The organism is Mycobacterium cajalii (genome assembly GCF_045809005.2).
Lineage (GTDB): Bacteria > Actinomycetota > Actinomycetes > Mycobacteriales > Mycobacteriaceae > Mycobacterium.
Window position 1 is genome coordinate 4489513 of the sequence record NZ_CM141436.1, and the last position, 19237, is coordinate 4508749.

At 69.7% G+C, this 19237-nt stretch carries 8 protein-coding genes, 2 tRNA genes and 2 pseudogenes; 6 read left to right on the top strand and 6 right to left on the bottom strand.

Features of this window, described 5'->3' with window-relative positions:
- Nucleotides 1-6: 6 nt before the first annotated feature.
- Complete coding sequence (locus tag ACJ512_RS21260) at nt 7-1536, bottom strand: helicase HerA-like domain-containing protein (RefSeq protein ID WP_407686111.1); 1530 nt, start codon at nt 1534-1536, stop codon at nt 7-9.
- Between the two features lie 100 nt (nt 1537-1636).
- Between ACJ512_RS21260 and orn the strand changes: the two genes are divergently transcribed.
- Together orn and ACJ512_RS21270 are read left to right on the top strand one after the other, a co-directional pair.
- A complete protein-coding gene (gene orn / locus ACJ512_RS21265; protein WP_407686110.1) occupies nt 1637-2284 on the top strand; it encodes an oligoribonuclease in 648 nt (215 codons plus the stop codon).
- Nucleotides 2285-2335: 51 nt separating this feature from the next.
- Nucleotides 2336-2411: transfer RNA gene (locus tag ACJ512_RS21270), tRNA-His, on the top strand.
- A gap of 114 nt (nt 2412-2525) precedes the next feature.
- Here ACJ512_RS21270 and ACJ512_RS21275 read toward each other — a convergent pair.
- Nucleotides 2526-3722, bottom strand: coding sequence for a L,D-transpeptidase (locus ACJ512_RS21275; protein WP_407686109.1), 1197 nt, complete (start codon nt 3720-3722; stop codon nt 2526-2528).
- A 262-nt stretch (nt 3723-3984) separates the two neighbouring features.
- Here ACJ512_RS21275 and ACJ512_RS21280 point away from each other — a divergent pair.
- The 3 genes and pseudogenes from ACJ512_RS21280 to ACJ512_RS21290 all read left to right on the top strand — a co-directional run.
- Nucleotides 3985-4060: transfer RNA gene (locus tag ACJ512_RS21280), tRNA-Lys, on the top strand.
- A gap of 737 nt (nt 4061-4797) precedes the next feature.
- On the top strand, nt 4798-6579 hold the full coding sequence (locus tag ACJ512_RS21285) for an SLC13 family permease (RefSeq protein ID WP_407686108.1): 1782 nt from the start codon (nt 4798-4800) through the stop codon (nt 6577-6579).
- A 287-nt stretch (nt 6580-6866) separates the two neighbouring features.
- A pseudogene (locus ACJ512_RS21290) lies at nt 6867-7019 on the top strand (DUF3556 domain-containing protein); the annotation flags it as partial.
- Here the strand turns inward: ACJ512_RS21290 and ACJ512_RS21295 are convergent.
- Nucleotides 7006-7233: a DUF3618 domain-containing protein gene (locus ACJ512_RS21295; protein WP_407686107.1), complete on the bottom strand. Its 228-nt coding sequence runs from the start codon at nt 7231-7233 to the stop codon at nt 7006-7008. The pseudogene ACJ512_RS21290 and the gene ACJ512_RS21295 overlap by 14 nt on opposite strands.
- Nucleotides 7234-7329: 96 nt before the next feature.
- Between ACJ512_RS21295 and bcp the strand changes: the two genes are divergently transcribed.
- Complete coding sequence (bcp, locus tag ACJ512_RS21300; RefSeq protein ID WP_407686106.1) at nt 7330-7803, top strand: thioredoxin-dependent thiol peroxidase; 474 nt, start codon at nt 7330-7332, stop codon at nt 7801-7803.
- On the opposite strand, the pseudogene ACJ512_RS21305 reads toward bcp, so the two are convergent.
- The 3 genes and pseudogenes from ACJ512_RS21305 to ACJ512_RS21315 all read right to left on the bottom strand — a co-directional run bounded on the left by ACJ512_RS21305 (nt 7754) and on the right by ACJ512_RS21315 (nt 18954).
- Nucleotides 7754-9138 (bottom strand): annotated as a pseudogene (locus tag ACJ512_RS21305) (M20/M25/M40 family metallo-hydrolase). The gene bcp and the pseudogene ACJ512_RS21305 sit on opposite strands and share 50 nt — an antisense overlap.
- Nucleotides 9139-9224: 86 nt before the next feature.
- Entirely contained in the window at nt 9225-9617 is a 393-nt protein-coding gene (gene acpS, locus ACJ512_RS21310) for a holo-ACP synthase AcpS (protein ID WP_407686105.1), read from the bottom strand.
- 85 nt (nt 9618-9702) lie between these two features.
- Nucleotides 9703-18954: a fatty acid synthase subunit beta domain-containing protein gene (locus tag ACJ512_RS21315; RefSeq protein ID WP_407686104.1), complete on the bottom strand. Its 9252-nt coding sequence runs from the start codon at nt 18952-18954 to the stop codon at nt 9703-9705.
- Nucleotides 18955-19237 lie beyond the last annotated feature (283 nt).

A 19237-nucleotide genomic window follows, 5' to 3' on the forward strand; every position in this document is an offset into this window, starting at 1 on the left:
CCATCCTTATCTCGCTTTGCGACGGCCGGTGCCGAACTTGGCTCTGATGAGCTCGCGGATCCCCGTGTTCACGGCGCTTTGCACTTCCGGATCGTGCCACAGCCTTGCCAGCACGCCGGGCCGCTCCGGCTCGAAGGGCTCCGGCATCGGCGGAACCGGTTCGTCCGGCGGGCTCGAGGGGGAGCCGGACCGGGCTTGCGGCGGCTGCGGCTCTCGTTGCACCGTATTGCCGTACTTGTCCTGCAGCGGACTGGATTTGGCCGCCGCGGCGATCGCATCGGTACCGATCGCGGCCATCAGCGATCGGGGTGCGCGCAAGCGCGTCCACGCCACCGGTGTCGGTGCGCCCTTCTCCGACAACACGGTGACGACGGCCTCGCCGATCCCCAGCGACGTCAACGCCGACTCCAGGTCGTAGACATCGGTTTTGGGATACGTGCGGACGGTCCTGCTGAGCGCCTGCTGGTCGTCGGGGGTGAACGCCCGCAGCGCGTGCTGGATGCGCGCGCCGAGCTGGGACAGCACGTCGTTGGGCACGTCCGTGGGCAACTGGGTGCAGAAGAAAACCCCGACGCCCTTGGAGCGGATCAGCTTGACGGTTTGCTCGACCTGCTCGAGGAACGCCTTGGAGGCGTCGGTGAAGAGCAGGTGCGCCTCGTCGAAGAAGAAGACCAGCTTGGGCTTGTCGACGTCACCGACCTCGTCCAGTTCGGCGAACAACTCGGCGAGCAGCCACATCAGGAAGGTGGAGAAGATGACCGGGCGCAACGACTGACCGCCGAACTCCAGCAGCGAGATGATGCCCCGGCCCTGAGCGTCGACGCGCAGCAGGTCGTGGGGGTCGAGCTTCGGCTCGCCGAAAAAGGTGTCACCGCCCTCCCCGGCAAGATTCACCAGCGCGCGCAGGATGACGCCCGCCGTCGTCGACGAGACCCCGCCCAGGTCTTTCAGGTCGGCCTTGCCCTCGTCGCCGGCCAGGTGGCTGATCACGGCGCGCAGATCGTCCAGTGTGACGAGCGGACGGTCGACCTGCCTGGCCCAATGAAAAATCAGCCCGAGCGTCGACTCCTGGGTGGCGTTGAGCCCCAACACTTTCGACAACAGGACCGGGCCGAAACCGGCGACGGTCGCCCGCACCGGTACACCGACGCCACCGGTGCCCAGCGACAGAAACTCCACCGGGAACGCCGCGGGCTCCCAGTCGTCGCCGGTGTCTTTGGCCCGCGCGGCCGTCTTGTCGTTGGCCTCCCCCGGTCGCGACAACCCCGACAGGTCGCCCTTGACGTCGGCCATCAAGACGGCCACGCCCGCGGCGCTGAGCTGCTCGGCGATCAGTTGCAGCGTCTTGGTCTTGCCGGCCCCGGTCGCCCCGGCCACCAGACCGTGCCTGTTGATCGTGGCCAGCGGAATGCGAATCCGCGCGGCCGGGTCGGCGACACCGTCGACGACGACGCTGCCCAGTTCCAGGGACCGGCCGTCGACGGCGTAGCCGGCGGCGATCCGTTGCGCGGCCGTCGCCGCTGATTCGGTGCTCATGTGCTGCGCCCTCTTTACGATCGTCACCCGCTCGGCAAACTCACCCTACTTGCCAGGGGGATGCGGGAGCGATGGCTCGCGTACGCCTACGCTGAGCGCTGTGGTGGACGAATTGGTGTGGATCGACTGCGAGATGACCGGACTGGACCTGCGTTCGGACAAACTGATCGAGATCGCGGTACTTGTCACCGACCCCGACCTGAACATCCTGGGCGAGGGCGTCGACGTCGTCATCCACGCCGAGGACGCCGCTCTGTCGTCGATGATCGACGTCGTCGCCGACATGCATGCGCGGTCCGGGCTCACCGACGAGGTGAAAGCGTCCACCGTCGACCTGGCGGCCGCCGAGGCGATCGTGATGGACTACATCGGCACCCACGTCAGACAACCGAGGAGCGCGCCGTTGGCGGGCAACTCCATCGCCACCGACCGCTCCTTCATCGCCCGTGACATGCCCGCACTGGACTCGTTCCTGCACTACCGGATGGTCGACGTGAGTTCGATCAAGGAACTCTGCCGGCGCTGGTACCCACGCATCTACTTCGGCCAGCCAGAGAAGGGCCTCGCTCACAGGGCACTGGCCGACATTCACGAATCCATCCGCGAGTTGCAGTACTACCGCCGGACCGCCTTCGTTTCCCCGCCGGGCCCCTCTACCAGCGAAATCGAGGCGGTCGCCGCTCACCTTGCGGACAAAAGCGACCCACCGGAACCAAACGATTCGGCCCCCGGGCCAACGACCGGCTAGTATCGACGTCGCCGTTCGTCGGCCCCGGTCCGGGGCCGGCCCGGCGGCATGGTGAGTGTAGTTCAGTTGGTAGAGCACCAGGTTGTGATCCTGGAAGTCGCGGGTTCGAGCCCCGTCACTCACCCCACCGGTCAGAGGTGGTATCGAGCCCCTCTGACCTTGTTCATTGCAGTCTCGACGGGTTGATCCTCCGTATGCCCGACGGTGGGCCAAAGCCGGTCGCCGACGCTGCGCGACTGCGTCAGGTGTCGGCGTTGCCGGCCTTCCACACCGGCCACGGGATGTTCCAGTCGCCCAGGCCCTCGGTGCCCGACAGCGTCGGGCCCACGGTGTTGACGACCTCGACGATGTCGCCGCGCTTGACATGGCCGTAGAACCACTCGGCGTTGGCCGGACTGACGTTGAGGCAGCCGTGGCTGGTGTTGCTGCGGCCCTGCGCGCCGACCGACCACGGCGCGGAGTGCACGAACACGCCGCTGTAGGAGATCTGCGTGGCCCAGTCGACTTCCGTGCGATATCCGTTGGGCGAGTTGACGGGCACCCCGTAGGTCGAGGAGTCCATGATGATGTGCTTGAACCGCGAGCCGACGATGTAGATGCCGTTGGCCGTCGGGGTGCTGTCCTTGCCCATCGACGTCGGCATGGTCTTGACGACGTCGCCGTTGACCCGCACGGTGATCGTCTTGGTGCTGTCGTCGGCGGTCGCGATGACCTCGTCACCGATGGTGAAGTGCGTCTTGACGTTGTCCTCGCCGAACATGCCGTCGCCCAGATCGACGCCGTAGGTGTTGACCGCTACGTCGATGGTGGTCCCTGGCTTCCAGAAATGCTCTGGGCGCCAACGAACCTCGCGGTTGGTCAGCCAGTAGAACGCGCCTTTGACGGGCGGGTCGGTGGTGATGGTGATGGCCCGCTGCGCCGCGGCGCGGTTGGCGATGTTCTCGTCGAAACGGATCGCCACCGGCTCACCGATCCCCACCACCTCGCCGTCGCCCGGATAGACGTACGGCATGGTCAGGTGGGCGGGGGAACTGGTCTGGAAGGTCATCTGCCGGCTCGCCGCGCCACCCAGGCCCAGCGCCTTGGCGGTCAGCGTGTAACGCCGGTTGTAGCCGAGTTGCTCGGTGGTCGCCCAGCGCAGGCCGTCGGGGCTGAGCCGGCCGCTGATGGACCTGCCGTTCTCGTTGACCATGGTGACCGACGCGAGCACCCCGTCGGCGACGGTCACCGTCACCGGCGCGTCCACGGTGACGCCGACGGCGCCGTCGGTCACCGAGGCGGTGAGCTTGGGGACCAGCAGATCGGCGAACGGGGTGCCCTTGTCGACGATGACGTTCGCGGGTGCCGCCCGGCGGTCGGCGCTGCACGAGACGCCGAACACAGCAACCGTGACGGCTAACACAGCCAGCCACGATCGGCGTATCAGCAAAGCCGCCATCGAGTGACCTTCCACATCATCCTGCCTGCTCCGGTCACCACTGACCCGCATGGTTGGAAGCATTTTACGGGGTTTGCCGACGCCCCCGTGACGAGCCGAAGGCGGCGATTTCGGACACAAGTCGGTCACCATGGGAGCTCGTCGCGGGGCCGGGGCGACACCGGGGACCGCCGCCCTTGCGCTATTCTGGGAGCATCCGGCCAATTTCGTCCCGCGGCGGGATGCCTGTTATTGTCGCAAACGCGGTCGAGACCGACCGAAAGCGCCGTTAGCTCAGTTGGTAGAGCAGCTGACTCTTAATCAGCGGGTCCGGGGTTCGAAACCCTGACGGCGCACCACCGAAAACCCCTACTCCGGAGGGGTCTTTTGCATTTGCCCGAGCCGCTTTCCGCAGCTGCAGAACCGCCCCGTCTGCGCCGCCGGGCCGGGGAAGGCCGAGGTTCGACCCCGCGAACGGCCAGAAGGCGGCTTTTGCGGCGATCACGCCCGGTCAGATCAGCCAGCAGATCCGTGAGCGCGCCCGTCACGCATCCCTGCCGGACTGGGGACGCATCTGGTGCGGCTGCACCGGTCTCCTGCCCCACCGGCGCAGCGACCTGCGTGAGCGTCTGGCGCCCACGTAAGGATCGGCGGGGGCGGGAGCCCGGCGCCGGCGGAATCAGCGATCGCCGCGCCACCGCAGATTCCATCACCCCCTGCGTGGAGAGCTGGAAAACGGAGACGGACTCCTACACAAGCGAATTCACCGAAAAAATATCGGGATTCACGGTGACGGGAACCTGGACGACCCACCGAACCGGTCATTCCCCGGCGGACCCCGGGTGCATGATCGACGAAACCTATTCCGGGCCGGTGACTTACGTTTGCAGCCCGGATGGTGGTGCGACGCCTCTCGCCGGCGGGGCCACCACGACCTGGACGACGAGGGCGTCCCGGCGGTGCGAGGACACCGTCCGCAGCGCATCGGTTAGATTGGCTCAGTCACTGGCCTAACCGAGGCTGAGCAAACCGGCAGACGGCGTAAAGCGGGGCGGCGTAGACGCTCCCGCGCGAGCGGGCAAAAGGGGCAGCAATCATGACTGCGGATGCCTGGATCACCCTTGCGGTGGTCATCGTGGCGATAGTCCTGCTGGTGCGCGACCGGTTCAATCCCCCTCTGGTCATGGGCGGCGCGGTGCTGGCCCTCTACCTGGCGGGGGTGGTGGACCAGAGTCAAGTTCTCGGGGGCTTCGCCAACGAGTCGCTGGCCGTGGTCGCCGCGCTCTACGTCGTGGCCGGAGCGGCGGATGTCACCGGGGCCTTCGAGGGCGCTACCTCGCGCCTGCTCGGCAGGAGCACGCGAGCCCAACCCCGCCGAGAGCTCTTGCGGACATGTGCACCGGCTGCGGCGGCGTCCGCCTTCATCGCCAACACCCCACTGGTGGCGATGTTCGCCCCTCGGGTGATCCGCTGGTGTCGACGCACCGGACGATCGCCATCGCACTACCTGATGCCCTTGAGCTACGCGATCATGCTGGGTGGCTCGACGACGATGATCGGGACCTCGACCAACCTGTTCGTCAACGATCTCATCGACAAGGCGGGCCTCGGCAGGTTGAGCCTGTTCTCGGTCACCGGAATCGGATTGCCCCTCGCCATCGGCGGCGTCGTCCTCCTGGTGTTGCTGGGACCGCACCTGCTCCCGAAACGTCCCGCACCCGGCGACAGCCTGGCCGGCACCGAACGCGAGTTCACCGTGGAGATGACGATTCCCCACCACAGTGAGCTGGCCGGTGCCACCGTCGCCGAAGCGGGCCTACGCAACCTCGAAGGCGTGTTCCTCGTGGAAGTCGAGCGCCGGAACAGGGTCATCGCGGCGATCGGACCCGACGAGCTACTGGCCGTCGGGGACCGGTTGGTCTTCGTCGGAAACCTTGCGCGCGTATTGGATTTACAGCGCATGTCGGGGCTGGTCTCGTCGGAGGCCCGTCACTTCGACCATCTGGCACGCAATCCCCAGCGTCAGTTCGTCGAAGCGGTGATCGGTGCGGGCTCGCCGCTGGCCGGGTCGAGTCTCAAAGCCGCCGGGTTTCGCCGCCGCTACGGGTCGGCGGTCGTGGCGATCCATCGGTCCAGCGAGCAGCTGAAGGGCAAACTCGGCGAGGTGCGTCTCCGGGCCGGAGACGTCCTGCTGGTATTGGCAGGGCCCGACTTCAGCCAACGCTTTCACCAGCACCGCGACTTCGCCATCGTGGCTCCGCTGAACTGGGACAGGCCGATTCGCCGCGAGCACGCCGGGGCCGTGGAGCTGAGCATCGTCGCGCTCGCCGTCGTGGCCGGTACGGGGCTCCTGAGTCTGTTGCAGGTGTCGCTGCTGGTCGCGTTCGGGCTGGTCGTGGCCCGGATCGTGACGGTCGAAGACGCGCGCCGGTCGATCGACCTCAACGTCCTGGTTCTGATGGCGACGAGTTTCGCGCTCGGACACGCGGTCGAGAGCAGCGGGCTCGCCCACAAGCTGGCACACACGGTCGTCGGCGCCGCGGCACCGCTGGGCGCCTATGGCCTGCTCGCGGCCGTCCTGGCGGCCACGATGCTGGTGACCGAGGTGATCTCGCACGCGGCCGCGGCCGCGCTTATGTTTCCCATCGCCATCGCCATCGCCGAGCAGGTGGGGTTGCACGCCTTGCCGTTCGCCGCGGTCGTGATGTTCGGTGCAACCCAGTCGTTCCTGACGCCCATCGGCTACCAAACCAACACCATCGTCTGGGCGATGGGCGGCTACCGGTACACCGACTTCATGCGGCTTGGCGCGCCCCTGACCGTCCTGCTGCTGATTGCGACCCCGCTGCTGGTGCCGATTTTCTTCCCGTTCCACTGAATTGTTCCGGCGGGACATCTCCACCCGCCCTTCCCCGCATGCTCCGCTGGTGCGCGTGCGCGAGCGGGTTCCAGTCCCTCCAATCCGCGCGGATCTTCTCCGGGTTCACGCGATACAGCCGTCGGTAATAGGCCGCGCCAGCTTGCAGAAACGGTGGACTCGCGTCCTGACTGTGCAGCGCCTGCACGAGTGTGAACGCGATGTCGTGGGCACGGCGCGGCGACTCGGGCACCACGGCGTATGACGCGTTGTCGATGTCGAGCCAGCGCATCCGTACGTTCTTCACGCTGCACCGGCAGGAATACCGGCTGGTCGACGCCGCGACGGGCGAGTTCGAGCGTGGCTACGTCGACGTCGCCGACATGGCCGATACCCAGCCTTGGGCCGATGACATTCCAATTCACGTCCGGCGCAGCGCCCGCGCGGTCAGCGATTCCTGACCCGGTGCACCACCACCACGACGATGAGCGTTCCGACGCCCGCCAGTGACACCATCACCGCCGGCTTGGTGACGAATTCGATCGCCTTGGCCTTGATGTCGTCCGCGAGGCGGCGGGGGTTGGCGCGCTCGGCGAGCGAATCGACGGTGGCCGCCAGCTGGTCACGCGCGCGGTCGATCTCCTGCTTGATGACCTCGGGATCCCGGTCCGCCACGTCTCTGTCCTCCAAGTCCGCTTGGTGCACGTCAGGCACTACCCTAGATCAGCTGGCGCCGATGCCGACGCGGCGGTGAACAGAAAGGGAAGAACCTTGACCGAGACCACGCGGCTGGCGCCGGGTGACAAAGCGCCCGCTTTCAGCCTGCCTGACGCCGACGGCAACAAGGTGTCGCTGGCCGACTACAAGGGACGGCGCGTCATCGTGTACTTCTACCCGGCCGCCTCCACGCCGGGATGCACCAAACAGGCCTGCGACTTCCGCGACAGCCTGCGCGAGCTCAACGCGGCCGGCCTCGACGTCGTCGGGATCTCTCCCGACAAGCCGGAGAAGCTGGGGAAGTTCCGGGACGCCGAGAAGCTGACGTTCCCGTTGCTGTCCGATCCCGACCGCAAGGTGTTGACCGCCTGGGGCGCCTACGGCGAAAAGCAGATGTACGGCAAGACGGTGCAGGGCGTGATCCGGTCCACCTTCGTCGTCGACGAAAAGGGGAAGATCGCCGTCGCGCAGTACAACGTCAAGGCCACCGGCCACGTCGCCAAGCTGCGCCGCGACCTGTCGGTCTGATCAGGCCAGGCCGGCCAGCAGCAGCGCCTCGGCGATCGCCGCGCGTTCCAGCACCCCCAGATGCAGGCTCTCGTTGACGCTGTGCGCCTGGGTGCCGGGGTCCTCGACGCCGGTCACCAGGATCTTGGCCTGTGGGAACGCCGCGGCGAACTCGGCGATGAACGGGATCGAGCCGCCCATGCCCATGTCGATGGGGTCGGCGCCCCAGGCCTGCCGGAACGCCGCCCGCGCGGCGTCATAGACGGGGCCGGTGGCGTCGATCGCGTAGGGCTCGCCCTTGTCGCCGGGCGTGACGCTGACGCGGGCGCCCCACGGGGCATGCCGCTGCAGGTGGGCGGTCAATGCGTCCAGGTGCGCCGCGGCGTCGCCGCCGGGGGCGACGCGCATGCTGATCTTGGCCCGGGCCCGCGGGATGAGGGTGTTCGAGGCCGCCGCGACCGGTGTGGTGTCGATGCCGATGACCGTGATGGCGGGTTTGGCCCACATCCGCTGCGGCACCGACCCCGAGCCGATCTCGGACACGCCGTCCAGCAGGCCCGAGTCGGCGCGGACGCGCTCGGCCGGGAAGTCGGGATAGTTCAGGCCGGCTACATCGGTTTCGTGCAGGCCTTGCACGGCCACGTTGCCGTCGTCGTCGTGCAGGGTGGCCAGCAGCCGCACCAGCACGCTGAGCGCGTCGGGCACCACCCCACCCCACAGCCCGGAGTGCAGCCCGTGGTCCAGGGTGGCGACCTCCACCACGCAGTCGACCAGCCCGCGCAGCGACACCGTCAGTGACGGGGTCTCGGCGCTCCAGTTGTCGGAGTCCGCGATCACGATCACGTCCGCGGCCAGCGCGCCGCGGTGGGCGGCCAGCAACGCGCCCAGGGACGGCGACCCGGACTCCTCTTCGCCTTCGACGAAAACCGTCACGCCCACGGGCGGCTGCCCGCCGTGCGCCCGGAACGCCGCCAGATGCGTTGCGATGCCGGCCTTGTCGTCGGCGCTGCCGCGCCCGTAGAGCCGGCCGTCGCGCTCGGTCGGCGCGAAAGGCGGCGAGAACCACTGGCTTTCGTCCCCTTCGGGCTGCACATCGTGGTGGGCGTAGAGCAAGACCGTCGGGGCGCCGGGCGGGGCCGGATGCCGGGCGATGACGGCCGGCGCGCCACCCTCGCTGACGATACGCACGTCGCCGAAACCGGCCTGCGCCAGCAGATCCGCCACCGCCTGGGCGCTGCGGTGCACCTCGGGCCGCCGCCCGGCGTCGGCCCACACCGACGGGATGCGCACCAGGTCCTCGAGATCGGCACGCACCGACGGCAGCACCTCGCGGACGCGCTCGACGAGATCGCCCATGGTCTCCCCTTTCTTCGCGCGAGCGTGCGCAGAATGCCGCTCATCACCGGCGTGTCGCGTACAAACACGCACGCTCGCGGTCGAGGCTACGGCGCCTCCAGGATGGCGACCGCGGCCGCGGTGTCGCCCTCGTGGGTCAGCGACACGTGGATCGTGACGTCGGCCAGGTGCTTGGCGATGTCGCCGGTCAGCCGCACCCGCGGCCGTCCCCACATGTCGGTGACCACCTCGATGTCGCGGTGGATGGCCTCCGGTAACACCGGCCGCTGGGCGAACCGCGACCCCGACCAGGCCTTGATCACCGCCTCCTTGGCCGCCCAGCGGGCCGCCAGGTGCCGTGCCGCCGACGAACTCTTGTCCGACGCGTCGCGACGCTCGCCCGGGGTGAAGGTCTCCGAGAAGATCGTTCCGGGCTGGTCGACCTGCTCGGCGAAATCAGGAATGGAAACCAGGTCGATCCCCACTCCGACGATGCCCATGGATCGCCAGGCTAACGGATGGGCCCGCCCGGCGACGATGCGGTCCGCGCAGCGGACCGAGGAGAAGCCGGGCCATGCTGCGGGGTCATCCCGCGGACACCTGGTATGCTCCGTCCCCACCCAGCCGGGCGGCCGGGTCCAGCAGCATCGCCGCCTCCTGGCGCTTCTCCGGCGCGTCGTGGTCGAAGCGGCGGTCCGGCGGCCGCTGGTACATCGGCTCGCCGCCGGCGATGGCCGAGACCAGCCGGCGCTGGCCGGCCAGCAGGCGGGCGTCCGCGCGACGCTGGTAGTCGGCGCGCTGCCCGGGATCCAGCGACGCGATGAACGCCTGCGGGTGCACCAGGGCCACCAGGCCGGACACGTGCCCGAAGCCCAGGCTGGTCAGCATGCCGGCCTTGAGCGGGAACTTCTCGCCGAGCCGCAGCGTGTCGCGCACCCACACGAAGTGCGCGGAGCCGGCCAGCTCCTCGTCGACGCAGTCCAGGCTGCGGTTGGGCGGGATCACCCCGTCGCGCAGCATCTGGCACAGGCCCATCATCTGGAACACCGCAGCGCCGCCCTTGGCGTGCCCGGTCAGGCTCTTCTGCGACACCACGAACAGCGGCGCACCCGGTGAGCGGCCCAGCGAGTCCGCCAGCCGCTCGTGCAGCTCGGTCTCGTTGGGGTCGTTGGCCAGCGTCGAGGTGTCGTGCTTGGAGACCACCGCGACGTCGTCGGCGCCCACGCCGAGCTTGGCCAGCGCACGCGCCAGCGGGGAGTCCTTGCCGCCGCGGCCCGCGCCCAGCGCGCCCAGCCCCGGCGCCGGGATCGAGGTGTGCACCCCGTCGCCGAACGACTGCGCGTAGGCCACCACCGCCAGCACCGGCAGCCCCATCTTCAGGGCCAGGTCACCGCGGGCCAGCAGGATGGTCCCGCCGCCCTGGGCCTCCACGAAGCCCAGCCGGCGCCGGTCGTTGGGCCGGGAGAACTTCGAGTCGGCGATGCCGCGGCCGCGCATCATCGCGGTGTCGGCGGTGGCCGCCATGTCACCGAAGCCGATGATGGCCTCCAACGTCAGGTCGTCCAAGCCACCGGACACCACCAGTTCGGCCTTTCCCAGCCGGATCTTGTCGACACCCTCCTCGACCGACACCGCGGCCGTCGCGCACGCGGCGACCGGATGGATCATCGCGCCGTAACTGCCGATGTAGGACTGAACCACATGTGCGGCAACAACATTCGGCAGAACTTCCTGCAAGATGTCGTTGGGCTTGCTGCGGCCCAGCAGGTTGCCGTGGTACATCGTCTGCATCGACGTCATGCCGCCCATGCCGGTGCCCTGGGTGCTGGCCACCAGGCTGGGGTGGACATAACGCATGACCTCGGCCGGGCTGAAGCCGGCGCTCAGGAACGCGTCGACCGTCGCGACGATGTTCCACAGGGCCACCCGGTCGATGGAACTGGCCATGTCCTGGCTGATTCCCCACACCGTCGGGTCGAACCCGGTCGGGATCTGCGCGCCGACGGTCCGCGACAACTTGGTCTTTCGCGGTACCCGAATCTCGGTGCCCGCCTTGCGGATCACCTGCCAGTCGGGGGAGTCGGGAACGGGCCGCACGACCGTGTGCTCGGGGTCGAACTCGGCGAAGGCGCGGGCGTCGGCCTCCGAGGAGACGACGAAGGAGAAGTCCTTGTCCAAGAACACCGACACCAGCAGCGGCGAGGCGTGGTCGGGGTCGATCGCGCCGTCGTCGACGAACTCGCGGATGCCGCAACGCTGTACGACGGCGTCGTGGTAGCGCTCGACGAGCTCGGCCTCGTCGATCAGCTCACCCGTCTCGGTGTCGTACCAACCCGGTTTGGGGTCGTCTTCCCAGCGGATCAGGCCGGTCGTCCAGGCCAGCTCGAGGACGCCGGCCGCCGACAACTCGTTGTCGACCTCCATCTCGAAGCGGGTGCGCGAGGAGCCGTACGGGCCGAGTTCGGCGCCGCCGACGATCACCACCAGGTCGGCCGGGTCGACGTCGAGGTCGTCCCAGTGCGGCGGCGGTGCCGGGGTGAATCCGCGCGGCGGGGACGGCAGCGCGGCGATCGCGTGCGCGGCCTGCCCGGTCTCGGCCTCCTCGGGCGGCGCGGCCTGCTCGCGCGCCTTGGCGGCCAGCTCGGCCATGTCCAGCTCCACCTCGCCGAGCCCGCCGGTCAGGTCGACCTTCATGGGCGAATGCGCCGCCGCCACCTTGGATTCCACGTCGCACAGGTCCAGCAGCATCGCGGCCATCTCGTCGGTGGAGTACGTGGTGACGCCCGCCTCCTCGACCGCGCTGACGATGGCGTCGTTGTGACCCATCAACCCGGTGCCACGTGTCCAGCCGATCAGCGCATGCGCCAGGCTGACCCGCTGCGACCACGACGACTCCGCGTGCCACCGGGACACCACGGCGTCCAGCGCGGACTTGGCTTCGCCGTAGGCGCCGTCGCCGCCGAACATGCCGCGGTTGGGTGAGCCGGGCAGCACCACGTGCAGCCGCGACGCGATGTCACGCTCGACGCCGATCTTCGACAGCCCGCCGATCAGCCGCTGCACCGCCCACAGCAGCACCTTCATCTCCATCTCCGAGCGCGCACCGGCCTCGGACAGGTCGCCGGCCACCCGCGGCGCCGCGAACGGGAACAGCAGCGTGGGCGTCTGCGCGTCCTTGATGTGAATGGACTGCGGCCCAAGGCTTTCCGTCTGCCCGGTCCCGACCCACTCGACCAGTGCGTCGATGTCGGCATAGGACCCCATGTTGGCCGCGACCACCCACAGCGCCGCACCGTAGCGAGCGTGGTCGCGGTAGAGCCCGCGGTAGAACGCCAGCCGTTCCTCGTCGAGCTTGGACGTCGTCGCGATGACCGTGGCACCGCCGTCGAGCAGTCGCGCGGCCACCGACGCGGCGATCGAGCCCTTCGAGGCGCCGGTGACCACGGCGATTTCACCGCTGTAGCGGCCCGGCTCCGGGTTCTCGGCCCCGGCGGCGATGCGGCCGTACAGCGCCGCGTGAATCTGGCGCCCCGCGGCCAGCGCCTTGCCCTGCCACCAGGTGGCCTGGGTGGCGACGACATGCCCGGCGCCCTCGAACCTCTCCGAGAGACGCGCCCAGTCTGCGTCGATCTCGACCTCGTCGGCCAGCCACAGCCTGACCAGGTCCTCACGCGCACTGGCCCAGCGGTCGTCGAAGACGACGGCCTTGCGCGCGTCGAACACCGGCGCGACCAGACGTGGCCAGTCCGCGCCCAGTTCGGTGGTGACCAGGTCGATGAGTTCGGCGTCCGTGGCCCCTGACGACCCAGCCAGCGCGCTGACCGGCTCGTCGTGGCCCAGCTGGCCCAGCACCAGGCGGGCCGCCGCGGCCAGCACGCCGTCGCGGCCGGTGATCTGCTCGGTGAACTCGCCCAGCGCGGCCGCGTCCACGGTCGCGCCGCCGCCACCGCCCGCCGACGGCAGCGCGACCGAAATGCCTCGGCGCGCCGCCACGGAAACCACCGCGGCGTCGACGACCCTGTCGACGGTGGCGGCGTCGGCCAGGGCTCCCTCGTGCAGGTGGCCCATCGCACCGCCGCGCACGCTGGTGCCCTCCCGGGTGCCCAGCGCCACCTCGACGGTGACGTGCTTGGCCCAGCCGTCGCCGAGCTCCCAGGTCTTCTTGACCCGCTCGGCGATCGCGCCGGGCCGCTTGCCGGAGGGCCCCAGAACGGTGCGCAGCTGGTCGTTGATCGCGTCGGAAAGCACCGGGCCATAAGGCTTGTAAGTGCGCGCCAGCTTGGTCACCTGCGCGCGGAGCCCCGCCAGGTCGGCCTCGGCCGCGCCGTCGATGGCCCCCAGGTTCAGCTCCGAACCCAGGTCCACCAGCAGCTGGTTGCGCCGCGACGACGCACCGTCGGTGATCGACTCGATGGAGTCCAGCTCCTCGATCTGGTCGATGCGCATCTTGGCCGACAGCGCGATCAGCGCCAGCGTGGCATCGGCGGCGTCGAATGCGATGTCGTCCGGGCGGACCCCGCCCGAGGGCGCGGACGGCGCCGCAACGGGGGCCGGCGCCGCGTCGACGGCGACGGCGCTCTCGGCCACCGGTTCCGGCGCGTCGTCGGGCTCCGGCTCGGGGTCGGTGTCGTTGGCGAACAGCACCGCGGCGTCGCGCTCGGCGTTGAGCACTTCGACTGTGCTGTGGGCATATTCGGACAACTTGAGGGTGTTGGTGGCCAGGCCGGCGACGGTCGGCGCGGACTTCACGCCGATCTCGACGAACCGCTCGACACCCAGGCCGCCGGCGGCCTCCTCGGTGAACAACAGGTCCTGCGTCTCGATCCAGCGCACCGGGCTGGCGAATTGCCACGCCAACAACTCGATCAACACCTTGCGGGCCAGCTCGCGCGGCTTCTCGTCACGCCAGGCGTCGTAGTCGGCGAGGATCTCGTCGAGCGGCTCGGCCGGCACCAGATCGCGGATCTCCTGGACGAAGTCGCGATCGAGGGTGAACGGGCGGGGCACGAGGTTGGGGATGTAGCGCCCGATGATGATGTCGGGATCCTTGTCGCGCGGCATGATCCGGTCCAGGGCGCGCCGGAAGTCGGCCACCCCGACCCGCAACACCCGCGAGTGGAACGGCACGTCGATGCCCGGAACCAGGATGAACGACCGCTTGCCGCCGGTGATCTCGCGGCGTCGCTCCACCTCCGCCTCCAGCGCCTCCAGGCCCCGCACCGTGCCGGCGATCGCATACTGGGAGCCCCGCAGGTTGAAGTTGACGATCTCGAGAAACTCACCGGTGCTCGCCGCGATGTCGGCGACGAAGCCGCGGACCTCGTCGTCGGGCAGGTCGATCTGGGAGGGCCGGATCGCCGCCAGCCGGTAGTTGGAGCGGCCCAGCTCGTCGCGCGGGACGATGTCGTGCATCTTCGAGCCGCGGTGAAAAACCGCTTCCAGCAACGCTTCCAGTTCGAAGATGCCGCTGACGCAGGCCAGGGCCGTGTACTCGCCGACCGAGTGGCCGCAGGCGATCGCACCCTCGACGAAGGCGCCCTGTTCGCGCATCTCGGCGACCTGCGCCGCGGCCACCGTCGCCATCGCGACCTGGGTGAACTGCGTCAGGTACAGCACGCCCTCGGGGTGGTGGTAGTGCACGCCGCCGGCGATGATGCTGGTCGGGTTGTCGCGCACCACATTCAGCACCGAGAAGCCCAGGACGTCGCGGGTGAACTTGTCGGCCTTGTCCCACACCTTGCGGGCCGCCTTGGAGCGGGCCCGGACCTCCATGCCCATGCCCTTGTGCTGGATGCCCTGGCCGGGGAACGCGTAGACCGTCTTGGGGGCGGCCAGCCGGGCGGTCGCCGACATCACGAGGTCCGAGCCGATGCGGGCGACGACCTCCAAAACCTCGGCGCCCTGGTCGATTCCGACGCGGTCGACGCGGAAGTCGACCTGGTCGCCAGGCCGGACCATGCCCAGAAAACGCGCGGTCCAGCCGACCAGCCGGGCCGGCGGGCGGGCCTGACCGTCGGTGGCCGTCACTGCGTGCTGCGCGGCGGCCGAGAGCCACATGCCGTGCACGATCGGCGATCCCAGCCCCGCCAGCAGCGCGGCCGCGCGGTCGGTGTGGATGGGGTTGTGGTCGCCGGAGACCATCGCGAAGGGGCGCATGTCCACCGGCGCGCTCAGCGTCACGTCGCGGCGGCGCCGACGGGGGGTGTCGGTGGCGTTCTGCGAGACCGCACCCCCGGCGCGGGCCGGGTCGGTGAGCTCGGCGGCCCCGGTGCGCCCGAGGATGGCGAACCGTTCGTCGAGGGTGGCGATCACCTCGCCGCCGGCCGTCGCGATCGACACCGACACTCCGACAACGCGGCCCATGTCGGTGTCGACGGCCGGGGAAGCCGTTGCGGTGACGACCAACTGGGCCCGGTCAGCGGGCAGCGGCCCGACCAGACGGGCGGCATGGTCCAGGTGTACCAGGCTGAGCAAGCCCTCGACGACCGGAACGCCGGTGTCGGTCGTCGCGGCGCCGACGGCCGCGAAAACCGCGGGCCAGCAAGGGCCGACGAGCGCGTCGGGCACGGTGGTGAGGGTGGGCGCCAGCGGCTCGCCGAAAATCGCGGTTACCCCGGTGTGATCGGCGACCCGCTCGGGATCCCAGTCGACCGCCACCGTGGCCGTCCCGTCGACGACCGCGGGGAGGAACTCCGGCCCGTCCACACCGGCGGCGATCGCCAGCACCGCGCGCATGGCCTCGCCGGCGTCGGCGGTGGACACGACCGGGGCGCCACCGTCAACGGTGTTGGCCGGCAACGTGAACGGGATGTCGACCCAGACGCCGGACAGTGGGACGCTGAGCACCACCCGGTCGGCCCCCTCCACCTGCAGCCGAGCGCCAGTGGACGAGTGTGTGGCGCAGCGGCTTTCGGGTCCGTCGTGCACCTGCCAGTCGGACGGCTCGGCGATGCGGTGCACCGGGTTGGTGGTGGTCCGGCCGGCCCACAGCACGTCCGGCGCGTCCAGGACGGTGGCCAGCGGGCCGGTCACGTCGGGGCGGCCCAGCCGGCGCGAGGTGACGGCCTGCGGCTCGGTTCCCGATGATGCGAGCACCTCGAGCGCTTCATCTATGGCGGCCTGCTCGAAGCGGTCCAGCAACTCCCCGACGGGCTCGTCCAGCCGGGTGATACCGGCGACGGCCGCGATACCCGGGATGATGCACACCTGGTCGGCGTCGTAGCGGGCGTCGTGCGCCTGCCACAGCGAGTCGCTGCGCCACCAGCGCCGCACGTCCTTGTCGATGACCGGCACGAAGTTGACCGGCTTACCCGGCGCCTTGCACAGCGTCACGAAGAACGGCAGATCCGCCGGATGCAGCTGCACGGTGTCCGCGTCGGGGTAGCGGGCGAGCAGCAGCTCGATCGCCGCCTCCGGGCTCTCCAGCAGCGCCGGGTCGGCGAACAAGGTCTCGATGGGGCCGTGATCCTGCGGATGCAGCCGCGCCTCGGCGCGCTGCAGCATCTGCTCGAACCGGTCGCGCCAGGTGTCGGCCAGCCACGGGCTGCCCGGTGCGGCGGTGTCGGCGGTCGAGTCGCCGTCGCCGATCGCCAGGTCGACGTAACGCCGCAGCCACTGCAGGTAGGTCATGTCCGCGACGTCGCCGAAATACGGCTTGGCGGTTTTTGCCATCGCCGCGATGATCTCGTCGCGGCGCTCGGCGACCGCTTCGGCGTCGCCGGCGACCTCGTCGAGCAACCGGCCACAGCGCGAGGCGCTGTTGTCGATCTCGTGGATGTCCGCACCGAGCTGGCTGCGGCTGGAGGCCATGCCGCCCTGGGCTTTGCCGGCGCCGATCCACTGGTCGGTGCCCTGGGTGTCGACCAGCATCCGTTTGACCGACGGCGACGTCGTGGCCTCCAGCGTCGCCATGGCCGCGGTGCCGACCAGGATGCCGTCGATAGGCATCGACGGGAAGCCGTAGGTCTGCGCCCAGCGCCCGGACAGGTAGTCGGCCGCGCGCTCGGGGGTGCCGATGCCCCCGCCGACGCACACCGTGATGTTCGGCCGCGACCGCAGCTCCGAGTAGGTGGCCAGCAGCAGGTCGTCGAGGTCCTCCCAGGAGTGGTGACCGCCGGCACGGCCACCCTCGATGTGCACGATCACCGGCTCGGTGGGCACCTCGGTCGCGATGCGGATGACCGAGCGGATCTGCTCGATGGTGCCGGGTTTGAACACGACGTGGGTGATGCCGACCTCGTTGAGCTCTTCGATCAGCTCGACGGCCTCCTCGAGCTCGGGGATGCCGGCGCTGATCACCAGGCCGTCGATCGCCGCGCCGGACTGACGGGCCTTCTGCACCAGGCGCTTGCCGCCCACCTGCAGCTTCCACAGGTACGGATCGAGGAACAGCGCGTTGAACTGGTAGGTGCGGCCGGGCTCGAGCAGCCCGGACAGCTCCTCGACGCGGTCGGCGAAGATCTCCTCGGTGACCTGCCCGCCGCCGGCGAGTTCGGCCCAGTGCCCGGCGTTGGCGGCGGCGGCGACGATCTTGGCGTCGACGGTGGTCGGGGTCATGCCCGCCAGCAGGATCGGCGAGCGGCCGGTCAACCGGGTGAACTTCGTGGAGAGCTTGACGCGGCCGTCGGGCAGCCGCACCACCGTCGGGGCGTAGCTCGACCAGGCGCGGGCCACCTCGGGGACGGCCCCGACGGTGAACAGGTTGCGCTGGCCGCCGCGGGTGGCCGCGGGCACGATGCCGATGCCCAGCCCCCGGATCACCGGCGCGGTCAGCCGGGTCAGGATGTCCCCGGGTCCCAGGTCGAGGATCCAGCGGGCTCCGGATTCGTGCACCCGGGTGATCTCCGCGACCCAGTCGACGGGGCTCACCAGGATGGCCTCGGTGAGCTGGCGGGCCAGCGCCACGTCGAGGCCGGCCTTTTCGGCCCAGGCGCCGACGATGTCGATGCCGTCGGCCAGCCGCGGGGTGTGGAATCCGACCTCCACCTGCACCGGGTCGAAGACCGGCGCGAAGACGTCGCCGCCGCGGACCTTGCTCTTGCGGTCGGCCTCTTCCTTCTCCGAGATCTGGCGGCAGTAGAGCTCGAAGCGCGACAGCTGCTCCGGGGTGCCGGTGATGACGACGGAACGCCGGCCGTTGCGGATGGACAGCGCCGGGGGCTGCACGGTCCGGACGTCCTGTGCGAACTCGTCGAGCAGGTGCTGGATGCGCTCGGGATCGGCGTTGCTGACCGACACCATCGGCGGGCGGTCGCCGAGGACGGCGATGCCGCGCCGCCGTGCCACCAGCGTGCCCGCCGCGCCGATCAGCTGCGCCATGGCCAGCAGCTCGGCGTCGCGGCCGGCCCCGTCTTTCAGGGCCCGCAGCGCCTCGACCGCGAGCACGCCCTGGGAATGGCCCGCCAGGGCCGCCGGCGGGGTGGCCGTCAGGTCCATGCCCTGGCGCGCCAGGGCGCGCATGGCCGCGATCTGGGTGAGCAGCACCCCGGGCACCGAGACGGCCGCCGAGGTCAGGTACTTGTCCGCGGGAACGGGGTCCTCGGCCGCCAGCGCGCGCACCCACTGCAACGGCTCGAAGCCGATCGGACGCACCACGACCAGCTCTTTGGCCACCGGCTCGAGCAGCAACTCCACCTCGCCGACCAGCGTCGCCAGGTCTGTCTCGATCCCGGCCGAGGACACCAGCTCCTCGAGCGTCTCCAGCCAGGCGCTGCCCTGCCCGCCGAACGCCACCGCGTACGGCTCGCCGGCCGTCAGACGGTCGACCAGAGCATGGGTGCCCTGCGGGCCGTGCCCGTCGCGGTCGGCGGACACCCGGTCGTGCTCGTGGATCGTCACGTTCTACGTCTCCCCTACATGCGTCTTCTGTCGGTTCGGGCCGGCACCCTGGTCGTCGCCGACGGGCCGCCCCCTCGGTCGATCGGCGCGGCGGACTGCTTGGGCTGTAATAAGAGTGTCATAAGGATCAGTGCCCTTTTTCCGAGCTGATTGGTTACTGGTGAGTTCTACGCACGGGTAACCGTGTCCTGGGTAACACCGGGTCAAACCGCGCGCGCGGGCGTGGCGGACAAACTCGCTGCATGTAGGTGGTTACGGTCGAGTAGCTATAACTTCGCTGTTC